The organism is Alteriqipengyuania halimionae, assembly GCF_009827575.1.
GTDB lineage: Bacteria > Pseudomonadota > Alphaproteobacteria > Sphingomonadales > Sphingomonadaceae > Alteriqipengyuania_A > Alteriqipengyuania_A halimionae.
In genome coordinates this window covers 1895001-1915580 of sequence record NZ_WTYR01000001.1, presented here as the reverse complement: position 1 = coordinate 1915580, position 20580 = coordinate 1895001, and the positions used below count along the sequence as shown (strand labels likewise).

Annotated in this window: 19 protein-coding genes (1 of these 19 cut by a window edge); 10 read left to right on the top strand and 9 right to left on the bottom strand. The window is 64.2% G+C overall.

Going from position 1 to position 20580, the window contains the following annotated elements; genetic code table 11:
• The first annotated feature begins 1 nt into the window (after nt 1).
• The 4 genes from feoB (at nt 2) to GRI68_RS09240 (ending at nt 3107) form a co-directional block, all read left to right on the top strand.
• Nucleotides 2–1846 carry a ferrous iron transporter B gene (gene feoB / locus GRI68_RS09255; RefSeq protein WP_160616985.1) on the top strand — a complete coding sequence of 615 codons (1845 nt, stop codon included), beginning with the start codon at nt 2–4 and terminating at the stop codon, nt 1844–1846.
• A gap of 13 nt (nt 1847–1859) precedes the next feature.
• The gene (gene ssb, locus GRI68_RS09250; protein WP_160616984.1) at nt 1860–2393 is read left to right on the top strand and encodes a single-stranded DNA-binding protein; all 534 of its coding nucleotides are present in this window, start codon (nt 1860–1862) and stop codon (nt 2391–2393) included.
• Nucleotides 2394–2481: 88 nt separating this feature from the next.
• Complete coding sequence (locus GRI68_RS09245; RefSeq protein WP_160616983.1) at nt 2482–2895, top strand: hypothetical protein; 414 nt, start codon at nt 2482–2484, stop codon at nt 2893–2895.
• Entirely contained in the window at nt 2892–3107 is a 216-nt protein-coding gene (locus tag GRI68_RS09240; protein ID WP_160616982.1) for a helix-turn-helix transcriptional regulator, read from the top strand. Before GRI68_RS09245 ends, GRI68_RS09240 begins: the two co-directional genes overlap by 4 nt.
• Here the strand turns inward: GRI68_RS09240 and GRI68_RS09235 are convergent.
• Nucleotides 3094–3612: a YceD family protein gene (locus GRI68_RS09235; protein ID WP_160616981.1), complete on the bottom strand. Its 519-nt coding sequence runs from the start codon at nt 3610–3612 to the stop codon at nt 3094–3096. The genes GRI68_RS09240 and GRI68_RS09235 overlap by 14 nt on opposite strands.
• Entirely contained in the window at nt 3609–4130 is a 522-nt protein-coding gene (locus GRI68_RS09230; protein ID WP_234028758.1) for a ubiquinol-cytochrome C chaperone family protein, read from the bottom strand. The genes GRI68_RS09235 and GRI68_RS09230 overlap by 4 nt, the downstream gene beginning before the upstream one ends.
• A 162-nt stretch (nt 4131–4292) precedes the next feature.
• Here GRI68_RS09230 and GRI68_RS09225 point away from each other — a divergent pair, with 162 nt between their 5' ends.
• From GRI68_RS09225 to GRI68_RS09210, 4 genes are all read left to right on the top strand, one after another.
• Nucleotides 4293–4754, top strand: coding sequence for an outer membrane protein assembly factor BamE (locus GRI68_RS09225; RefSeq protein ID WP_160616980.1), 462 nt, complete (start codon nt 4293–4295; stop codon nt 4752–4754).
• 60 nt (nt 4755–4814) lie between these two features.
• Complete coding sequence (hslV, locus tag GRI68_RS09220; protein WP_160616979.1) at nt 4815–5375, top strand: ATP-dependent protease subunit HslV; 561 nt, start codon at nt 4815–4817, stop codon at nt 5373–5375.
• Between the two features lie 90 nt (nt 5376–5465).
• Complete coding sequence (hslU, locus tag GRI68_RS09215) at nt 5466–6767, top strand: ATP-dependent protease ATPase subunit HslU (RefSeq protein ID WP_160616978.1); 1302 nt, start codon at nt 5466–5468, stop codon at nt 6765–6767.
• A 79-nt stretch (nt 6768–6846) separates the two neighbouring features.
• Nucleotides 6847–8373: a S41 family peptidase gene (locus GRI68_RS09210; protein WP_160616977.1), complete on the top strand. Its 1527-nt coding sequence runs from the start codon at nt 6847–6849 to the stop codon at nt 8371–8373.
• A 101-nt stretch (nt 8374–8474) separates the two neighbouring features.
• Here GRI68_RS09210 and GRI68_RS09205 read toward each other — a convergent pair whose 3' ends face one another.
• Both GRI68_RS09205 and GRI68_RS09200 read right to left on the bottom strand, forming a co-directional pair.
• On the bottom strand, nt 8475–9350 hold the full coding sequence (locus tag GRI68_RS09205) for an OmpA family protein (protein WP_160616976.1): 876 nt from the start codon (nt 9348–9350) through the stop codon (nt 8475–8477).
• A gap of 203 nt (nt 9351–9553) precedes the next feature.
• Nucleotides 9554–10282 (bottom strand): class I SAM-dependent methyltransferase, encoded by a 729-nt coding sequence (locus GRI68_RS09200; protein ID WP_234028757.1) that lies wholly within the window; start codon nt 10280–10282, stop codon nt 9554–9556.
• A 101-nt stretch (nt 10283–10383) separates the two neighbouring features.
• Between GRI68_RS09200 and GRI68_RS09195 the strand changes: the two genes are divergently transcribed.
• Entirely contained in the window at nt 10384–11583 is a 1200-nt protein-coding gene (locus GRI68_RS09195; protein WP_160616975.1) for an MFS transporter, read from the top strand.
• 109 nt (nt 11584–11692) lie between these two features.
• The gene (locus GRI68_RS09190) at nt 11693–12325 is read left to right on the top strand and encodes a hypothetical protein (protein ID WP_160616974.1); all 633 of its coding nucleotides are present in this window, start codon (nt 11693–11695) and stop codon (nt 12323–12325) included.
• A gap of 86 nt (nt 12326–12411) precedes the next feature.
• Here GRI68_RS09190 and GRI68_RS09185 read toward each other — a convergent pair whose 3' ends face one another.
• The 5 genes from GRI68_RS09185 to GRI68_RS09165 form a co-directional block, all read right to left on the bottom strand.
• The gene (locus GRI68_RS09185) at nt 12412–13917 is read right to left on the bottom strand and encodes a SulP family inorganic anion transporter (RefSeq protein ID WP_160616973.1); all 1506 of its coding nucleotides are present in this window, start codon (nt 13915–13917) and stop codon (nt 12412–12414) included.
• A 115-nt stretch (nt 13918–14032) separates the two neighbouring features.
• The gene (locus GRI68_RS09180; RefSeq protein WP_160616972.1) at nt 14033–16810 is read right to left on the bottom strand and encodes a phosphoenolpyruvate carboxylase; all 2778 of its coding nucleotides are present in this window, start codon (nt 16808–16810) and stop codon (nt 14033–14035) included.
• Between the two features lie 106 nt (nt 16811–16916).
• Entirely contained in the window at nt 16917–18719 is a 1803-nt protein-coding gene (locus GRI68_RS09175) for an ABCB family ABC transporter ATP-binding protein/permease (RefSeq protein ID WP_160616971.1), read from the bottom strand.
• 50 nt (nt 18720–18769) lie between these two features.
• Nucleotides 18770–19744: a glycosyltransferase family 2 protein gene (locus GRI68_RS09170; RefSeq protein ID WP_160616970.1), complete on the bottom strand. Its 975-nt coding sequence runs from the start codon at nt 19742–19744 to the stop codon at nt 18770–18772.
• Nucleotides 19741–20580: the 3' portion of a lipopolysaccharide biosynthesis protein gene (locus tag GRI68_RS09165; RefSeq protein WP_160616969.1), read on the bottom strand. Its footprint extends 648 nt past the window's final position; the window shows 840 of its 1488 coding nt (coding positions 649–1488); the start codon falls outside the window, past its right edge — the gene reads right to left on this strand; it ends in the stop codon at nt 19741–19743. Before GRI68_RS09165 ends, GRI68_RS09170 begins: the two co-directional genes overlap by 4 nt.

Genomic DNA, 20580 nt, shown 5'->3' with positions numbered 1-20580 from the left:
GATGAGCCGCCAGCAACGCCTCGTTGCCCTCGCGGGCAATCCGAATGCCGGCAAGACCGCGCTGTTCAATGCGCTGACCGGCGCACGCCAGAAGATCGCCAATTATCCCGGCGTCACCGTCGAACGGAAAGCCGGGCGGCTGACGCTGCCCTCGGGTGAACCGGTCGAACTGGTCGATCTGCCGGGTAGCTATTCGCTCGATCCGTCAAGTCCCGACGAGGAAGTGACCCGCAAGGTCGTGCTCGGCGAATTCGAAGGCGAAGCGCGCCCCGATGCGATCGTGATCGTGATTGACGCGGCCAATCTCGAACAGCATCTGGTTTTCGCGCAGGAAATCCTCGCGCTGGGTCTGCCCACCGTGGTTGCGCTCAACATGGTCGATCTCGCCGAACGCGACGGGCTGGTGCTCGATCCCGCGGCGCTGTCCGAAACGCTCGGCGTTCCGGTAATCCCCACCGTGGCAGTGCGCCGTCGTGGTCTCGACGAATTGCGCGAAGCGATCGCCGGACTGGCGGAAGCCCCGGCCCGCGAACCACGCCCCGCGATCGGCGTGACCGAGCGACGTGTCAGCGCGCAGGCGATTGCCGATGGCGCGATCCTGTCCGAAACCGCGACCCGGCGGCTGCACGCCCATCTCGACCGCGTTCTGCTCAACCCCTGGGCCGGGCCGATCATCCTCGCGGTGCTGTTGTTCTTCATCTTCCAGGCGGTGTTCGCCTGGGCGACGCCCTTCGCAGACGCGCTGGAAGGCGCGGTCGGCTGGCTGAGCGAGCTGGTGGTCGCCAACATGGGCCCCGGCCTGATCCGCGACATCATCACCGAAGCGCTGCTTGCCGGCGTCGGCTCGGTGGTCGTGTTCCTGCCGCAGATCGTGATCCTGTTCGCCTTCATCCTGATCATGGAGGCGACCGGCTACATGGCGCGTGCTGCCTTCCTGATGGATCGGATGATGGCGTTTGTCGGCTTGTCGGGCCGCAGTTTCATTCCGCTCCTGTCGAGCTTCGCCTGCGCCATTCCCGGCATCATGGCCACCCGCAGCATCGCCGACCCGAAGGACCGCCTTACGACGATCCTCGTCGCCCCGCTGATGACCTGTTCGGCACGCCTGCCGGTCTATGCCGTCATCATCGCCGCCTTCATCCCGCGCACCACCGTGGGCCCCGGGATCGGATTGCAGGGTCTGGTGCTGTTCGCGCTCTATATCGCGGGGATCGTCGGCGCGATGATTGTCGCGCTGGTGCTGCGTCGCTCGGTGACCAAGGGCGCGGGCTCGGGCTTCATCATGGAAATGCCCAAATACCAGCTGCCGCAACTGAAGGACCTCGCGATCGGCCTGTGGCAGCGCGCCTGGATTTTCCTTCGTCGCGCCGGCACGATCATCTTCCTCGCCACCGCGCTGCTGTGGGTGCTGCTGAGCTTCCCCAAGGCGGGGCCGGGCGAGAGCCAGGTCGATGCCAGCATCGCGGGCAAGATCGGCAGCGCGATCCATGTCGTGGTCGAACCGATCGGCTTCAATCGCGACATTTCATTGAGCCTCGTGCCGGCCATGGCCGCGCGCGAAGTGGCGGTTAGTTCGCTCGGCACGATCTACGCGGTCGATAGCGACGACGAGGACGAGACGGCCCAGGCCGTGACCGCCAGCGTCGCCAATCGCTGGACCCTGCCAACCGCGCTCGCGTTCCTCGCCTGGTTTGTGTTCGCGCCGCAATGCGTCAGCACGATCGCAGTGACGCGGCGAGAGACCAATTCGTGGAAATGGCCGACCTTCATGGTGGTGTACCTGTTCGCGCTGGCGTACGTGTTTGCGGGAATCACTTACTGGAGTGCCATCGCACTCGGACTTTAGAAGGACAGGACATATGGCGGGCTCGCTCAACAAGGTGATGCTGATCGGTAATCTCGGGCAGGACCCGGAAATCCGCAGCTTCCAGAATGGCGGCCGCGTCGCCAACCTACGCATCGCGACCAGCGAACGCTACAAGGATCGCGACGGCAACCAGCAGGAAAAGACTGAATGGCACACGGTCGCGATCTTCTCCGACGGTCTTGTCGGTGTTGTCGAGCGCTTCCTGAAGAAGGGCTCGAAAGTCTATGTCGAAGGCCAGCTGCAGACCCGCAAGTGGCAGGACCAGACCGGCAATGACCGCTATTCGACCGAAGTGGTGCTGCGCGGCTTCAACGGTACGCTGACCATGCTCGACGGACCCGGCGGCAGCGGTGGTGGCAGCGGTGGCGGCGGCGGTGGCGGTGGCCAGCGCTCGGGCGGCTGGAACGACGGCGGTAACGGCGGCAGCGGTTCGGGTGGCGGCTTCGGCGGCGGCGAGTCCTCGGGTGGCGGCAACCAAGGTGGCGGCAGCTATTCGGACGATCTCGACGACGACATTCCGTTCTGATCTGCACGATCTGCCCCAACCCGATGTAAATAAGTCTTAACATCTCTCCGGCAATGTAAAAAGGTTCTTACATTGCCGGAGCGAACCAATGTCGAAAACCTATTCCGAGAACATGTCGCGTCGTGCGGTCGCGTTTGTCGTCATCACGCTGGCGGTCGCGTTGGGCGCCAAAGTCGCGATGGAAGAATGGGGCCGTAGTGACGGGGGATGGCTTGCATTCGGCCTCGTCCTCCTCAGCTTTTCGACTTTCATGGTGTTCGGGGTCCGCTTCTGGAGGTCGCTGGACGATCTCCAGCGCCAGGGTCATGCAGCCAGCTGGTATTGGGGCAGCATGGCAGGCCTTGCGCTTACCGCGTGCCTGATTGCCGCGACTGGACTGAGGCAAAGCGAATTCACACTGGGCGTCGCTACATTGCTGGTATCGCAGTTGGGCTGTTACCTGGTTCTTTATGCGCTCTGGTCGCTGAAGGGGCGGGGCTTCGGCTTCCGGTCGGGAAAATGAAGAACGGCTTGCGCGGCTACCGAACCCACCGTGGCCTGAGTCAGCTGGAGCTGGCCGATGCAGTCGAGGTGACCCGGCAGTCGATTATCGCGATGGAGGCAGAGAAATACGCCCCATCATTGCCAATGGCCTATCGGCTTGCGGCCTATTTCAACGTCCCAGTCGAAGCGATCTTCCCCAACCCATGGCGCGAGGCGGTTACTTCTTTCTGAGTGCCTCCAACGCCTCGGCCATGGGTCCCGTCGGCCCCGGCTCGGTCAGCCCCTCTTCGGAGCGAACCTTCTCCGCCTCCGGCCCTTCGGCATAGGGATCGATCGCCAGCGCCAGGCTCTGGGCGATCGCTTCGCCGAGGTCGATCTGCTGGCCTTCATATTCGATTTCGTCGAGCTCGTCGGAGCCGACTTCGACCGGTTCTTCCACCGATGCGAAATGGCGCGGGGGGACGAAGGTGAGGTCCATATCCTCGGCGATGCGGTGCTCGAACGGCTCGCCCGAGACCGCGCAATCCTGCACCACTTGCGCTTCGAACGCGCCCGTCGCGGCGATGTTGGCGCCTTTCTTGGTCAGCGTCAGCGTGCCGCTGAGCGACCGGAGCGCCGGAATGGCAAACCGTTCAGCCAGCGCGACGCGTTCGGCCTCGGTCGCTTCGTATTCGAGCGTGCGACCTTCGCAATCGCCGATCCCGACGAGGCGCGAAAATTCGGGCGTCGCGCTCACGTCAGGTCGCCTTCGAGCAATTTGCGGCTGTCGAGCCGCGCGAGGCGATCGTGCAATTCGCGCGTACGCACGGCGACCTTGGTCGCGGCACGCTTGCCCTCAAGCGTCACATTGCGCTCGATCGCGTCTTCGAGCGTGGCATTGCCACCCTCTTTCTCCAGGCCTTCGCGATAGGCGTCGATCCGGCCGGCCAGAGTTCCGACCAGCATGCCCACCTTCTTGCCGACCACGAGATCGCCGACCCCGCCTTCGCGCAGCTGGCCTTCCATGTCGGATACGAAGAGTTCGGTCAGGCGCGCCGAACGTTCGTGCAGCGGCGGATCGCGATCCATCCGGATCATGACCAGCGCGGTCACCAGCGTCACCGCATCGAACCGCCCCTCGATCGTATCGGCGATGCCGCCGCCTTCGTACCATGCCGGATCGCGCGCTTCACGGACGATTGCATGCCATAGCGGACGCAATTCCTCCGCAGGATCGGGGCGGGACGAGAACAGGCGGGCAAACAGGCGTTTCAAGGCTGGGGCTTTCGTTCAGCGGGAATTCAACGGCTAACGGCCAGCGAAACGTCTGCGCAACCGTATTGTTGCGAAGCCGCGTCGAGCCGCGTAAGGCTTGCCGCCAGATAGGGCCGCGACCTTGCGATGGCAAACGGCGGCATGACAGGAGCTTTTTCGAACATGACTGTGAAGCCGGTTCTCGCGCTTTGTCTCGGCACAGCGGCGCTGGCCCTTTCGGGCTGCAATTCGATCCGTGGACAGAACGGTTTTGTGGGCGATTCGACGATCACCAACTCGGTGCTGCCGGGGACGGACAACCAGGCGTCGGTCGAACGCACAATGGGGCGTCCGACCTTCGTGTCGCAATTCGGCGAGCCCGTCTGGTATTACGTCACCTCGACCACCGGCCAACCTGCCTTCGGCACCGCGCGGATCACCGATCAGCGCGTGATCGCGATCCGGTTCGATCCGAAGGGCAATGTCGCATCGGTCGATCGCACCGGTATGGAACTGGTCGCGCAGATCGATCCCAATGGCGACAAGACGCCGACGCTTGGCCGCGAACGCGGCTTTCTCGAAGATCTGTTCGGCAATATCGGTCAGGTCGGCGGCGTGGGTCCGGGCGGCCCCGGCGGTCAGTAAGCGGGCCGCGCTTTCGGGCGCGAACTTGAACCAGCGTCCGCGCGCCATATATCCGCGGACATGACATCGCATAATGAAAGCCACGGGCTCACGCCCTGGCACGGCACCACTATCATCGGCGTCAAGCGGGGCGACAAGATCGTCGTTGCGGGCGACGGTCAGGTATCGATGGGCAATACGGTGATGAAACCGAATGCCCGCAAGGTCCGCCGGATCGGCGAAAAGGGCACCGTCGTCGCCGGTTTCGCCGGAGCGACCGCCGATGCCTTCACCTTGTTCGAACGGTTGGAGCGCAAGCTGGAGCAATATTCCGGCCAGTTGATGCGCGCATGCGTCGAGCTCGCCAAGGATTGGCGGACCGACAAGTATCTGCGCAATCTCGAAGCGCTGATGATCGTGGCGGACAAGGACACGCTGCTGGTGCTGACCGGCAATGGCGATGTGCTCGAACCCGAAGGCGGGATCGCGGCGATCGGATCCGGCGGCAACTACGCGCTCGCCGCCGCCCGCGCCCTGTCGGATTACGAGGACGATGCCGAGAAGATCGCCCGCCGCGCCATGGCGGTTGCGGCCGAGGTATGCGTTTTCACAAACGACCAGGTCACGCTCGAGACGGTTTGAACCTCTGCCGTTCGTGGTGAGCCTGTCGAACCACGCAAGCGCGGCACTCACGTCCTTCGACAGGCTCAGGACGAACGGATTTCTATTGTTATGACCGAAGCACTCACTCCCAAGGCGATCGTCGCTGCATTGGACGATCACATCATCGGACAGAAGGATGCCAAGCGCGCGGTTGCCGTGGCGCTGCGCAACCGCTGGCGGCGGCAACGCCTCGCGCCCGAATTGCGCGACGAGGTGACGCCCAAGAACATCCTGATGATCGGCCCCACCGGCTGCGGCAAGACCGAGATTTCCCGCCGTCTGGCTAAACTCGCCGATGCCCCGTTCGTGAAGGTCGAGGCGACCAAGTTCACCGAAGTCGGCTATGTTGGCCGCGATGTCGAACAGATCGCGCGCGATCTCGTCGAGGAAGCGATCCGCCTCGAAAAGGACCGCCGCCGCGATGCGGTGCGCGAATCGGCCAGCAAGGCTGCGATGGACCGGCTGCTGAATGCGCTTGTGGGCGAGAACGCTTCCGAAGCGACGCGCGAAAGCTTCCGTCAGCGCATCACCGACAATTCGATGAACGACACCGAAGTCGAGATCGAGGTCGAGGAAGCGCCGCAAATGCCGTTCGATCTGGGCGGTGCTGGCGGCAATGTCGGCATGATCAACCTGTCCGACATGTTCGGCAAGGCGATGGGCAAGGCTCCCAAGAAGCGCCGCAAATTGAAGGTGCCCGATGCGTGGGACAAGCTGGTCGAGGAAGAGGCCGACAAGCGGATGGACCAGGATGACGTCAATCGCGTCGCGCTGGAAAATGCCGAGCATAACGGCATCGTCTTCCTCGACGAGATCGACAAGATCGCGGTGAGCGATGTGCGCGGCGGCTCGGTCTCGCGCGAAGGCGTCCAGCGCGACCTTCTGCCGCTGATCGAAGGCACCACCGTTTCCACCAAATACGGCCCGATGAAGACCGACCATGTGCTGTTTATCGGCTCGGGCGCATTCCACGTGGCCAAGCCGTCCGACATGCTGCCCGAATTGCAGGGCCGCTTGCCGATCCGGGTGGAGCTTCGCGCGCTGACCGAGGAGGATTTCGTGAAGATCCTCACCGAGACCCGCGCCAATCTCCCGCAGCAATATACCGCGCTGCTCGGCACCGAGGACGTCACCCTCGAGATCACCGACGAAGCGATCGCCGAAGTCGCGCGCATCGCTGCGCAGGTGAACCAGGGCGTCGAGAATATCGGTGCCCGCCGGCTTCAGACGGTGATGGAAAAGCTGCTCGAGGAGATCAGTTTCGACGCCGAAGAACATTCGGGCGAAACCGTGACGGTGGACGCCGACTATGTCCGCGAGCGCCTGACCGAACTCGCCAGCGATACCGATCTGAGCAAGTACATCCTGTAACGAACGTCGCTCGTCGAGAGCATGTGTCGTTCGTCGTGGCGGGGGCTGACTGCTCTCGTCCGCTCGATAGGACTGGCGCATGACTACACTTGTACGCGCAATCGCGCCTATCGCCGTCCTTTTCGCAGCGTTTTCTGCGCCGGCCTCATCTACGCTTGCGCAAGACGGGGGCCATTCGGCAGCGGAGCAGAGCGAACAAGGGGCGACCGATTGGGCGGATGTCGCACGCCGCGACGTGCTGGCGGCCTACGATGCCTACGTGCGCAATCATCCGGGAATATACGACCTCGCCAATCCGGGCTTCCCGGCGCAACTGTCCCAAGCGCGGACCCGCGGGCTCGAGGCGGCCTCAAGGGCGCAGGATCGGCGCGGGTACGCGCGCGCACTCGCTGAATTTTCGGCGGTCCTGCAGGATGGACACGCGGTGCTCGCCGTCCGTTCGAACGACGCCGAAGATACGGTGCCGGTCTGGCCTGGCTTTATAGCGGTATGGCGGGGCGATTCGCTGTTCGTGCGGACGCAAGACCGGGCGGCCCCGCTCTATGGAGCGCGGTTCGTTTCCTGCGATGGCGAACAGATCGATGCGTTTCTGCGCGATCGTCTGGTCACGCAGTACTTTCGCCCGGACGAGGCGGGGCAGTGGTGGGTGCGGCCTATGCAGCTGTTCTATGCCCATGCCGGCCTGCAGGATTCTCAGCCGCGTTCGTGCACCTTCGCGCTCCCGGACGGCTCTCGGGCGCAAGAGACTCTCGACTGGCAGCCCCTGACCGAGGCTGAGGAAAAGTGGCGCAGCTTTGGCTTCTGGGGCGATCGCGAACCCACTGCGCTGAGCGAGAAGCGCGACGGCATCTTCTTCATCGGGTTGCAGGATTTCGCTCTGGATGAGGACGTCGGCACCGATTTCGCCGCGCTTTACGACGATGTGCGCGACCGCCGTGACGAGCTCAAGCGTGCAAAGGCGCTCGTGCTCGACCTGCGGCGCAACAACGGCGGCAATTCACGATGGAGTCGTCAGCTGGCCGATATCCTGTGGGGAGAGGACGCGGTCGGTGCGCGCACGGCATCCTCGGAAGACGTGCTATGGCGGACCAGCCCGGACAACACTGCCCATATCGCCTCGGTCGAGGACGAATTCCGTGCCAATGGCGACATTGAAGTGGCCGACTTCATCCATCGTTTGGCCGAAGGCATGCGCGCGGCGCACGAGCGCGGCGAGGTGTTCTTCGCCGAAAGCACACTGGGTGCCGAGCCCGGAGAGGAGCCGGCTTCCGCTACCGCCAACCCCGAAACCGATTTCGACACCCCCGTCTACGTGATCGTATCGGGCAATTGCGCGAGCGCGTGCCTCGACGCGCTCGACTATTTCACGCCGTTCGAGAACGTGACGCTGATCGGCGCGCCGTCCTCGGCCGATTCGACCTATATGGATGTGCGCGTCGAAGACTTGCCCGCCGGCCCGGGCTACGTCGTGATTCCGAACAAGGTCTATGTCGGACGCAAGCGGGCTTGGGGCGAAGTGTATCGTGCCGCTATCGAAATGACCGATCTCGACTGGTTGACGGGCACGTTTCTCGACTGGATCGAGCGCGACCTAGACGAAAAATAGCGGAACGCTCGCGGCTCGCAAGCGCGGCCCAGCTCCGACAGCAAAAGCGCGGGACGGCTGGTGCCATCCCGCGCTTTTTCTCTGTTCCGGCTTGAAGCAGCTTACAGCCCGTCGACCGCCTTGCTCACCAGCACGCTCACTTCGACGCGACGATTCTGGGCGCGGCCGGCTTCGGAGTAATTGTCTGCCGTCGGATCGGCTTCGGCCATCCCGGTCGGCGTCAGCATCCGCCAGGGCTTCCAATCGCATTCCTGCTGGAGGAAGTTGACCACGCGGCCTGCGCGGCGTTCGCTCAGCGTCTGGTTGAAATCCTGGTCGCCGGTCGAATCGGTATAGCCGACCACGAGCAACAGAGCGTTGTCGGTGCCGTTCGCTTGCGCTGCAGCCTGGCACAGCTTGCGCTGGTCGGCCTGCGAAAGCTGCCACTTGCCGGTATCGAAATAGACCGCGGTGGTGCTCTGCACGTTGTAATTGTCGATGTCGCCCACCCGGCTGCGCAGCGCGTCGGTCGCCGCAGTCTGCTCGGCAAAGCCTTGCGCGGTGCCGTTGCGGATCATCCGCGCCATGGCCAGGTCGTCATTGGCAAAGCTGATATCGTTGGCGATCAGGCCGCCGTTCCAGCGCACGGTGGTGACCTTGACCGGCAGGCCGTTGAGCAGCGCCGCATTGGTCTTTTCGGTGCGGCCCATGCCGAGGAAGCCGCCGCGTTCGCGAATCGTAGTTCCGCCGGACACGCGGATATCGGTCGGCGTGCCATCTTCGGCCATCACACGGATGGTATTGTCGTTGCGGGCTCCGATCATGCCGACGATTTCGGGACCTTGCTCCAGCCCTTCGAGATCGGTGGGAACTTCGCCGTAGATCGAGACGCGCTGATCGGCAGGCGTGTCGTCTTCCTGCGCTAAGGCGGCGCCGTCGGGCAGGGCCAGTGCGGCGATCAGTGCGGTACCGGTGGCAAGGCTGGTCATGGCATTCATCGGTTTCTCCTTATTACTGCCCCCGAAATGACACGATCATCCGGCCACGCATGGCGGACGTCCGTTGGGGATGAACAAGAGGCCTAAGGCCGCGTTCCGACCGCCCGATGAACGGCGCAGGGGAGTCGAGCCGGACGAGCGGCAAGCCGAAAAAGCCGTGCGAAAAGTGCGATGAATCGTGGCGGTGCGCGTGCTCTGCCGGGTCAGTCGTGCACGCGTCGGGCGTGCCAGCCATGGATCATCGCGCTTTGGAAAAACGGGATTGGTTGCGCGAAACCCGCCTCGATCCATAACGCTTCGGTCTCGGCCGGCGATACGACTTGCAGCGTCCCTCTAAGCGTATCTTCGAGCGCATCGAGCGATTCCTCGTTCGCTCCCATCAGCCGGTGAACCTGCTTCCAGTCCTCAAGCCTGCCGGGGAATTCAGGGGAGCCGAAATCGGCACTGATCTCGGCGCTGACGAAATGTCCTCCCGGTGCGAGCCGATCGTGAATCGCACGATAGAAAGCGGGGCGATCGTCCCGCTGGACGAAATGCGCGACCAACAGGCAGAGCGCGGCATCGAAGCCGGTCTGGTCCACATCATCGACATAGCCGGTTACAAGCTCCACCCGATTGCTCAGCTCCGCTTCTTCCACGCGCCGCCGGGCTATTTCGATCATTTCCGGTGCGGGATCGCTCGCGACGAAGGTCATATCCGGGAAGGCATCGGCAAGCGCGAAGATATCCGCCCCCGTCCCGACGCCCACACACAGCACTCTGGATCGGGCGGGGAGATCGGCCAGCACGAGCCGGATGAGGAAATGGAGGGCGTCGCTGATCGGTTTCAGCCCGCTATTGCGGCGGTCGTATGCCTCGGCCAGTTCGCGATTGAAAAAGCCTGATGGGGTGAAGGTCGCGTGTTTTTCCATCCCCATGATAAAATGTATCATAGTGAATTTGTCATGAGACTTTCAGTGGCGTGGTAAATGGCACGGGAAGAACGGCCCTCTGCGCTTGACCGCGCCGCGTCCTCCACCGAAGGCGGGCAAGTATGACCGAACCGGCCCGCCTCACGACCGCACAGGAATACTGGCTTGCCGTCGCCGCGGCGGTGGTGACGGCCAATGCCTATTACATCCATCCGATCATTGGCGACGTGGCGCGCCATTTCGGCGTGAGCGCGTCGCAGATCGGGTGGGTGCCCGCGCTTAACCAGCTCGCACTGGCGCTGGGCATCCTGTTGCTGTTGCCGCTGGGCGATCGGTATTCCAACCGTACGCTGACGATCCTGTTCACCATCGGCCAGTGCGCAGGACTGATCGTGATGACGCTGGCCGAAGGATATGGACTGTTCACCGCCGGATCGACCCTGCTCGGCTTCTTCACCATCGCGCCTTACCTACTGCCCGCATACGCATCGAAACGCGTCGCGCCCGAGCGGCTGGGACAGGTCACCGCGCTGCTTACCGCGGGCATCATTTTCGGCATCCTGGTGGCGAGGGTGGGGGCAGGCGTCGTCGCCGAACATTACGGCTGGCGCACGGTCTACTGGTTCGCCAGCGGGCTGATGATCGCGATCACGCTCGCACTGCCCACGATCATGGAGAAGGGGGTGCGCGACAAGGATCCGAGCCGACTGCCCTATCTCGGGCTGATCGCTTCGCTGCTGGTGCTGCTGCGCGAACGCCGCGAGATCGTGCTGTCGGGCGCGATCCAGGGACTGGGCTTTGCGCAGTTCATTGCACTCTGGCTCGCGCTGGCGCTGCACCTGACCGGCCCGGAGATGGGCTATGGCACAGATGTGGTGGGTTACCTCGCCGGATTTGCTGCCGTCAGCGTGTTCTCGACCCCCTATTGGGGGCGCCTGGCGGACCGGATCGGGCCGCGCAAGGCGCGGGTGGGCTTTGCCGTAGTGCAGGCGGCGGGGATCGCGCTGCTGATTCCGTTCGGTTATAATCTCTGGCTGCTGATGATCCCGCTGCTGCTGGGCAACATCGTCGGCCCGGCGATCGACGTCACCAGCCGGATGACTTTCCTCTCGCTGGAGCCTGAACTGCGGACCCGCCTGACGACGATCTACATCGTGATGATGTTCATCGGCGGCGGCATTGGCAGCATTGCGGGCACTGCCTTGTTCGAGGCCTTCGGCTGGACCGGCGCGGCGCTGGCCATTCTAGCGTCGTGCGTGACGCTCACCGTGATCGCCATCGTCGGCTACCGGATTTACGGTCATCGCGATGGCAAGGGGTGAGCCGATCGTCGGGATCTCGCCCGCCCGCTATCGAGAGCAATGAGCTTCAAGACTTGGTCCGGCATCGCTGGTTAGACCGGCGCCAATACCGCAAACGAGGAACCGCCCGATGATGAACGACAGGCCGATCTCCGGCACTCCCATCCCCACTCACGCTCTGCGCCGCTCCGGTATCCGGACTGCGCTTTCGGCTTGCGCCCTGTTCGCCGCAGGAATGCTGTCTGCGTGCCATACGCTGGCCGACGAGAGAATCGCCTCGTCCCAAGACGAGCAGCGCAATGCGGCAGCCGCATTCCTCGCGAAGTACGTTGCGTGGGCGAAACTGATCGAGGTGCAGGGGCAGGAGCGGGGTGTGCCACTTACCCCCGCGGAGCGTCGGCTTGCCGCCGAGGTCGGGATTGCGCGCCCTGACAAGGTACGGCTGGTCTACGTCGATGCGGTGCCTTTTCCGGCGGACGACCCCGAAATGCGCGCAGTCGGAGAGAGCATGGGCTTCATCGGGCCGGGCGTGATCAACAACGCCCAGGCGTTCGGTTATACGATCTGGGTGCGACGCGGGTTCACGCTCGACACGCCACTGCTGGCGCACGAACTGGTGCACGTCGCGCAGATCGAACGAAGCGCCAGCTTCGGCGCATATGCCGAGCGATATATGCGCGAATTGATGGAATTCGGGCACACCGGCATGCCGCTCGAGATCGAAGCCCACGAAGCCAATCGGAAATATGCCGCTGCCGACTAGGGAACGAGCAAAACACCTCTACGCTGACGGCCGCCTTGGGTGGTCCGGTTTACGGACACTGCTTCCCCTTGCGGCCGCTGATAGGCCTACGGATGCGGGGCGAGGCCGATCTCGACACCGGTCTTGTCGGTCAGCGCGAATTTGTCGACCAGGTCGCTGCTCGCGCGGTTCAGGCCCTTCACCTGTACGCTGCGCCCGTTGCGGCGCATGCGTTCGACCACCTTGTCGAGCGCGGCGATACCCGAAATGTCCCAGAAGTGGGCCTTGCGGACGTCGATCAGGATGTGATCGGCCGGATCCGGGCGCGAACTTTCGGGGGCGAAGGCGGCTTCGAACCGCTCGACGCTCGCGTAGAAGATCTGGCCCTTGGCGCGGTAGATGGCGGTATCGCCATCCCGTTCGCGCACGACTTCGAACATGGTCATCACCTTGTGGGTGAAGAACGCGCCCGAGAGTAGCACGCCGACGAGCACGCCGATCGCGAGGTTGTGGGTCGCGACGACGACTGCGACGGTGCTCAGCATCACCACCGAGCTCTGCCACGGATGCACGCGCAGATTGGGGATCGAGTTCCACGAGAAGGTCCCGATCGAGACCATGATCATGATCGCAACCAGCGCCGGCATCGGCACCTGGCCGACCAGCGATCCCAGCGCGGCGAGCAGGACCAGCAGCGTCACGCCCGCGGTCAAAGTGGAAAGCCGCCCACGGCCGCCACTGGTGACGTTGATCACCGACTGTCCGATCATCGCGCAACCGCCCATGCCGCCGAACAGCGCGGCGACCACATTGGCCGCGCCCTGGCCGGCGCTCTCACGCCGCTTGTTCGATCCGGTGTGGGTCATGTCGTCGACGATCTGCGCGGTGAGCAGGCTTTCCAGCAGGCCGACCGCCGCCATCGTCAGCGAATAGGGAGCGATGATGCGTAGCGTTTCCCAGCTGAGCGGCACATCGGGCAGCGCAAAATAGGGCAGTCCTTCGGGCAGCTCGCCCATATCGGCAACGGTGTTGACGGGTGCGTTGAGCCAGATCGAAAGCGCGGTCAGAACGATGATCGCGATCAGCGGGCTGGGGACGGCGGTGGTCAGCTTGGGCAGGAGATAGATGATCGCCAGTGCACCGGCGACCATGGCGTAGGCTTCCACGCCGACGCCCGGATTGCCGGGGATCAACTGCGGCAGCTGCGCCATGAAGATAAGGATCGCCAGCGCGTTGACGAAGCCGGTGATGACCGAGCGGCTGACGAATTGCATCAGCAGGTCGAGCCGCAGAAGCGCCGCGATGCCTTGGAACACGCCCATCAGGATGGTCGCGGCAAAAAGATATTCGACGCCATGATCGCGCACCAGCGGCACCACAACCACTGCGACGGCGGCGGTCGCAGCCGAGATCATGCCCGGACGCCCGCCAGTAAACGCGATCACGATCGCGATCGCGACCGAGGCGTAGAGCCCCACGCGCGGATCGACGCCCGCGATGATCGAAAAGCCGATGGCCTCTGGGATCAGCGCCAGTGCGACCACGATGCCTGCAAGAATGTCGGCGCGAATATTGCCGAACCAGTCGCGCCGCAGCGCGCCAGCATTTGCCATAACCAATACCTGTGAGATTGCCGGGCGCGAAAAGCGCCGCCTGTTTGACATAGATCATTAGGCAATTGTGCAGTGCAGCACAACCCCGAGGCAGGTCGGGAAAGCCGCCCCGCACCTAGCCGTGGGCGCCGAACTCGTTGGCGATGGCGGTGGAAATGCGGAGGTTGAGCGCATGGGCCTGTTCGATCGGGTCGATATAGTCGCGCCGGATCGCTTCGTAGCCTTCGCCGCGTCCGCGCGGATAATCTCCCGCTTCGTCGATGGAGAAATCGTCCTTCTGCGGGAAGCTGGTCGGGAAGGCGCGGCGCAATTGCGCGAGCGCTTCGTCGATCCGCAAGGTGAAGACCATCTCGAACACGTCTCGGCGGCTGATATCGTTGGCGCGGCTGAAGGCCGGGACGGAAACGACCTTCAGGAACATGTGCTGCAGCAGGGTTAGCCGCACCGCCTGAAGCACGCCGATGGTGCGGCGCACCGATTCGCGCTCGGGATGCGGATCTTCGTCGGGCACCAGTTCGAACAGCCGGTGGAGCTTCAGCGCATCGACGCGAAGGCGCGAGGCGAGGCGGCGAAACACGCCGTTGCGATCGTCGGCAATCAGATACTCCGCCAACGCCTCGCAGGCCGGGCCTAGCGCCTGCTCGGTACCGCGATAGGGGCGGCTGGCCCAGTACGCGGAATTGAACAGCTCACCATAGGCGGCCGCAGTCTTGATACTCGCGAGTGCGTTGGAGGCGCGAACCAGGCGCATGATCTGCCGACCGCGCGCGCTCTCCGTCATCAGCGCGGCGATATCCTCGATGTTGTTCTGGGCGGCGCTGCCGATCCCGGCGATCACGTGCACCGGATAGCCCAGCTGCTGGAGGATCGCATTGTGCGGGATCGCGCGGATCTGGCGCAGGCTCATGTCGCGATCTGCGGATAGGTCCGACTGGCGGCGCGATTTGCGGCTGCCGGTTTCGTTGAGCAGGCCCAGGCCGAAGGCGGTGATCGCGCGGGCATAGGTCCGGCTTTCGAGATGGGCGTGCTGGTGATCCTTCACCGCGCGATAGAAATCGAGGCTGAGATCGGTGCGTCGGTAGAACGGATCGGTCGGCACATCGGCATCGGTCCGCGCGGGCGTGTGCGCCAGCACCTGGGTCAGCGTGGCAAGCGCCAGCTCGGGGCTGCCGAACGGCAGATAGCCGTCGCCCCCTTGGAAACTGGCTTCGGGCTCCAGCCGGATGCCGGCCCGTGCGAAGCGGCGCTGCGACCACGGGCTCAGCGGCCATTCGATGCGGTCGGCAAAGCTCGAGGGGTGCGCGCCGCGGCCCATGCTTTCGCCATGCGTGTTGAAGATGCAGGCTGCCAGACCGGTAAGGTGGTTGGCCGCCATCGCTTCGGCCAGCCGCCCCTGCAGGCGTTCGATCGCTAGGCTTGCGGGCACCTGGCCCACGAAGCGTCCGGCATCGGAAAAGCCGGTCTGGATCGCCACGCGCCCGCGCCTTTTCGCATAGGCCCGGTACTCGTCCTCGGCCAGCAGCGCATCGAGGAAGCGCCCGCCATGCTCCAGTGCGGTCTCGGTTTCGAACAGGGGCGACACGTCGACCTTGTCTTCGATCCCGAACAGGCGCGCGAAATAGAGCGCGGCGAGGACGGTAGCGGGCTGCTCGCATTCTGCGATCAGCATGCGGATCGCCGCGTCTGCGTCTACGTGCTTGAGGATCTGCGTCATGACGAGGAACTGCCGAACCGCGCTTGAACTCTCGATTGCGAGCGAGGCGAAATTGGCTGACATCGGCTCGGCTTCGGCCAGCAATTCACGCAGGGCGGTGAGCGCGCCGCGACTGCCCAGATCGATATCTCCTGCATCGCCCAGCCGCTGGCGAATGGCGTTGTGCAATTGCTTGGCATTCACGCGGAAATGGACCCGGCCCATGCCCAGCCCGTCGGCCCGCATCGCCGCCGCGAGCGTCCGCAAGGCCAGAGCATGCTCGGACGAATCGGCTGCGTCCCGCTCGATCGCGTCGATGATCGGCGCGAGCGAGAGCAGTTTGTCGGGATCGTCGCAGGTCAGTCGATTGGCTGCGGCGCTGAGATCGGCCGCATCGGAAAGGTCGCTGGCGAAATCCGCTTCGGACCGCTGCGCATGGGCAAGGCCGGCGCGCAAGGGCTCTAGTTGTGCGTGGTCCGGATCGATCGCTTCGAGCGAGTCGATATAGCGCTGCAGCCGGCGGACCTTTTCCGCCAGGCGGAAGGCAATGGAGGTGTACCATTTGATGTCGGTGCGCCCGTCCATGTCGTAGCCGACCCAACTGGCGAAGCGGAACGGCACCAGCTCCAGTTCGGCGGCGCGATCGGGCCATCGCTCGTGTGCTTGCTCCAGCACCGCTCCTACGATCCGGTCGCGCGCGTCCTGCGCATTCTCGATCGCCGCCATCGCGCGATCGTGTTCGTAGCGGAGCGTGACAGCGGGTCGATCGCCCAGATTACGCGTCGGCACGGGCGCGCCTTCGCTTGCAGCACGAACGACCGCTTCGCTCTGGTCGGGCGAGAGGAGGAAGGTCGGGTGCGCGGTGAACACCACATGCATGTGCGGCTGCTGCCAGAAATCGCGGAACGCATCGAAATCCTGAGGGGCGGAAATGGCGTCGGCGAGCCGTGCCTGGGCACTCTCCGGTTCGAGCATGTGGCGCAGGTGCTGCGCCCTCGTATCGAGCGATTGCGCTTCCAGCTCGTCGATCAGCTTCGCCAGATCGGCAATCGCGATTTCGCCGCTCTCTAACTGCCGCGACAGGTCGATCGAAAGCTGGAATACTGGGTTGAACAGCGGGGTCTCGCGTGTCCGCTCGTGCAATTGGCGCAAGCGTTCGATCAGGGCCGGTGCGGTGATTTCTAGCGGTTGTTCGGTCATGCTGCTCCCCGGGGGTGCCCAGACGGGCATTGGAATTCGCGGGGAGTGTCGGGGATGTGCGGCGACCCTGCAAGGGCGTTTCGTTCGCAGGTGCACAACAACCGTGTCAGGCGGCCACTTCCTCGGCTTCGGATTGCTGGCGCGCCCACATCTCGGCGTAGAGCCCGCGCTTGGCCAAAAGTTCGCGATGGCTACCGCTCTCGACCAGCGTGCCGTGATCGAGCACCAGGATTGTATCGGCATCGGCGATGGTGGAAAGTCGATGCGCGATCGCCAGCGTGGTACGATCCTGCCCGACAGCGTGGAGCGTTTCGAGGATATCCTGCTCGGTGCGTGAATCGAGTGCACTAGTGGCTTCGTCGAACAGCATGATCGGCGGGTTCTTCACCAGCGTCCGCGCGATCGCGACCCGCTGCTTTTCGCCGCCCGACAGCTTCAGACCGCGCTCGCCGACTTCGGTATCGAACCCGTCGGGCAGGCGTTCGATAAAAGGCAGGATCGCGGCGCGCTGCGCTGCGTCGTGGATTTCTTCGGTGGTCGCGCCGCCGCGGCCATAGGCGATGTTGTAGCCGATGGTTTCGTTAAACAGCACGCTGTCCTGCGGGACGATGCCGATCGCTTCACGAAGGCTCGTCTGCGCGACCTGCGAAATGTCCTGCCCGTCGATCAGGATGCGCCCGCCCTGCGGATCGTAGAACCGGAACAGCAGCCGCGCGATGGTGCTCTTGCCCGCGCCCGAGGGACCGACGATCGCGACATGGCTGCCTGCCGGGGCCTCGAAGCTGAGACCTTTGAGGATATCGCGTTCCGGGTCGTAGCCGAAGCGGACATTGTCGAACATGATCGAGGGCTGGCGCACGATCAGCGCGGGTGCGCCTGGCACGTCCTTCACTTCTTCCTGCTCGTCCATCAGGCGGAACATGTCGGCCATGTCGATCAGACCCTGGCGGATCGTGCGATAGACCCAGCCGAGCATGTCGAGCGGGCGGAACAGCTGCATCAGATAGGTCTGGATCGCGACGAGATCCCCGACCGAAAGCCTGCCCTTGCTCCACTCCCACGCGACGAAGCCCATCGCGAACAGCATCAGACCGTTGGTGATGAAGGCCTGCACGATGTTGAGCATGCCGAGCGAATTGTCGGATTTGATCGCGGCGGCGGCGTAGGCGCGCGCGGCGCTGGCATAGCGATCCTGCTCGCGCTTCTCGGCGCCGAAATATTTGACCGTCTCGTAATTGAGCAGCGAATCGACCGCGCGCGACAGGGCGGTGCCGTCGAGGTCGTTCATCTGGCGGCGTAGCTTGGTGCGCCATTCGGTGATTGCCTGGGTGGTCCAGATATAGAGCACCACGGTGACGGCGGTCGCCGCAACCAGTTCGAACCCGAACATCGAGTAGAAAATGAACCCGACCGCGACGAGCTCGATGATCGTCGGCGCGATATTGAAGAGGAGGAAATAGAGCATCGAATCGATGCTCTTGGTCCCCCGCTCGACCGTCTTGGTGACTTCACCGGTGCGACGCGAGAGGTGAAAGCGCAGCGAGAGCCGGTGAAGCCGCGCGAACACGTCTTCGGCCAGCTTGCGGGTCGCATCTTGCCCGACCTTCTCGAACACGATGTTGCGGATATTGTCGAACGCCGTCGCCCCGAACCGGCCGAGAACATATGCGAGCAGGAAGCTGATCGCGACCCACAGCGCCGGATTGCCCTCCGCCGCCATGGTGTCGACCACGCGCTTGTACGCCAGCGGCAGCGCGAGCAGAACGCCCTTGGACGCCAGCACCAGCAGCAGCGCGACGACGATCCGCCAGCGCAGGCCGGGATTGTCGCGCGGCCACAGATAGGGGAGGAAACGCCGGACCGTGGCCCAGCCTTCATGGTTTCCCTTCCCTGTTCTGTCTGGCGGCATGCGCCATCAAGTGGGGCGCGACTACGCCGAGGGCAAGGCTTGACCGGGCGTTAGCTGCCGAGCGAACCGACCAGGGCGCGCAAGGCGCTCTTCGGGTCGGCAAGCAGGTGTTGCGCTCGCCCGCCGGTGGCGCGGGCTTCCGGGGAGCCGAGCATGCGCCAGTATTCGGCCCATCCTTGGCGCGACGCGAAATAGCGCACCGCCGCTGCCTGCTTGGCGATCGCGCGGTCGAGCCAGGGGGTGTGGCGCGCCGCGATCGCAACGTGATCGTTGTTGCGCACCTCGATCAGCGAGGCGAGGGTCCGGCAGGCATTGGGGTAGTCGTGCGCGGTGCCGGTCAGATTGTCGTCCTGGCGGTGGATGATGGCGCAATCCTCGAAGCGGACGAGGAATTCACCTTCGCCTGTCAGGCGCAGGAAAAACAGCCAGTCCTCGCCATAGCGCTTTTCCGGCATCAGCCCGACGTCGAGCGCTGCCTGACGGCGAAACACGGCGGCAGAGGGGGAGACATAGCTGGTGGTCAGCAATTCGCCTTGCGGATCGTCGAGCCGGTAAAGGCCGTCGTCGCCCGCGATTTCGGTCGCGCCGTTTCCCGGCGTCAAATTGCGTGCGACATGGCGAAAGCCCTGCGTTCGATCGGCAAAGCGCACCTCGGCCTCGCCGAAGCTCACCACCGCGTCGGGATGGCGGGCGAGGGGCGCGGCGAGCATCGCGAGCGCACCCTTCAGATACTCGTCATCCGAATCGAGCAGCGCTATCAACCTTCCGCGCGCCGCGCGCATCGCGATATTGCGCGCCGCGCCCACGCCGCGGTTTTCGGGCGATACGATCAGATTGACCGGCAGCGGTGCGCTTTTCGCCCAGCTCGCGACCACATCGGGTGTTCCATCGGACGAGCCATCGTCCACCACCACGATCTCGCGCGGGAGCACGGTCTGCGCAGCTACGCTGTCGAGCGCGCGGGCGATCAAATTCGCCCGGTTGTAGGCCGGAACGACCACGGAAAGGTCGAGCGTTTCGCTCATGCCTTGGAGGCTTTCGCGCGGCGGAACCGTTCAAGCGCGAGGTCGGCAAGATCGGCGGCGCTGGGATGGCGGGTGACTACCAGCGCGGCATACCACAGCGCCACCCCCATCACCGACAGCAGCGCCATCAAGCCGAGGCCCATCGATTCGGGCGCGACCCAAAAGCGGTAGGCGAGCAATAGCGGGACGGTCGATGCGGCGGCGGCGATTCCCGATTTGAAATAGATCGAAAACAGCTTGGCCCACGAGAACTTCACCAGGCTTTGCAGGAACACAGATTGGATCATCCACCAGATCGCGCCATGGACGACGCGCGAGGCGGCGGCCGCGATCAGACCGTATTGCGCGGCGTAGAGCAGGATCGCGATCGACAGGAACCCGTCGAGCAGGGTCAGGCGGATCACCCGCGACCAGCCGCCCATCAGATAGCCGATATCGATATGCATCGGCACGGCGATCAGCAGGATCTGCGCCATGGCGATCCACACCAGCACCGGAGCGACGCCGGCCCAGCGCTCTCCATAAAGGCCCAGCACCAGCGGTTCGGAAGCCGCCGCAAGGCCTGCCATCGCCCCCCAGGTGACCGCGCACAGTGCTGCCGTCAGCCGCAGATAATGTTCGGCAATATCCTCTTCTCTATCGCGCGCGCGCGCGAAGGAGGGGTAGAAGACCGATGCGATCGGCCCGCCCACCAGCAGGCGGAATTGCATCGCCAGCCCCGTGGCGCGGCTGAACAGGCCAAGCGCGGCTTCGCTGATCAGCTTGCCGACCACCAGATCGGGCACGCGCGCGGAAATCGCGCCGGTCAGCGAGAGCACGCCCGACCAGCCGCCGTA

Bases quoted from the DNA above. Each gene is read 5' to 3' on its own strand.
- feoB (WP_160616985.1), top strand. From the start codon at position 2: ATGAGCCGCCAGCAACGCCTCGTTGCCCTCGCGGGCAATCCGAATGCC.
- ssb (WP_160616984.1), top strand. From the start codon at position 1,860: ATGGCGGGCTCGCTCAACAAGGTGATGCTGATCGGTAATCTCGGGCAG.
- GRI68_RS09245 (WP_160616983.1), top strand. From the start codon at position 2,482: ATGTCGAAAACCTATTCCGAGAACATGTCGCGTCGTGCGGTCGCGTTT.
- GRI68_RS09240 (WP_160616982.1), top strand. From the start codon at position 2,892: ATGAAGAACGGCTTGCGCGGCTACCGAACCCACCGTGGCCTGAGTCAG.
- GRI68_RS09225 (WP_160616980.1), top strand. From the start codon at position 4,293: ATGACTGTGAAGCCGGTTCTCGCGCTTTGTCTCGGCACAGCGGCGCTG.
- hslV (WP_160616979.1), top strand. From the start codon at position 4,815: ATGACATCGCATAATGAAAGCCACGGGCTCACGCCCTGGCACGGCACC.
- hslU (WP_160616978.1), top strand. From the start codon at position 5,466: ATGACCGAAGCACTCACTCCCAAGGCGATCGTCGCTGCATTGGACGAT.
- GRI68_RS09210 (WP_160616977.1), top strand. From the start codon at position 6,847: ATGACTACACTTGTACGCGCAATCGCGCCTATCGCCGTCCTTTTCGCA.
- GRI68_RS09205 (WP_160616976.1), bottom strand. From the start codon at position 9,350: ATGAATGCCATGACCAGCCTTGCCACCGGTACCGCACTGATCGCCGCA.
- GRI68_RS09200 (WP_234028757.1), bottom strand. From the start codon at position 10,282: ATGATACATTTTATCATGGGGATGGAAAAACACGCGACCTTCACCCCA.
- GRI68_RS09195 (WP_160616975.1), top strand. From the start codon at position 10,384: ATGACCGAACCGGCCCGCCTCACGACCGCACAGGAATACTGGCTTGCC.
- GRI68_RS09190 (WP_160616974.1), top strand. From the start codon at position 11,693: ATGATGAACGACAGGCCGATCTCCGGCACTCCCATCCCCACTCACGCT.
- GRI68_RS09185 (WP_160616973.1), bottom strand. From the start codon at position 13,917: ATGGCAAATGCTGGCGCGCTGCGGCGCGACTGGTTCGGCAATATTCGC.
- GRI68_RS09180 (WP_160616972.1), bottom strand. From the start codon at position 16,810: ATGACCGAACAACCGCTAGAAATCACCGCACCGGCCCTGATCGAACGC.
- GRI68_RS09175 (WP_160616971.1), bottom strand. From the start codon at position 18,719: ATGCCGCCAGACAGAACAGGGAAGGGAAACCATGAAGGCTGGGCCACG.
- GRI68_RS09170 (WP_160616970.1), bottom strand. From the start codon at position 19,744: ATGAGCGAAACGCTCGACCTTTCCGTGGTCGTTCCGGCCTACAACCGG.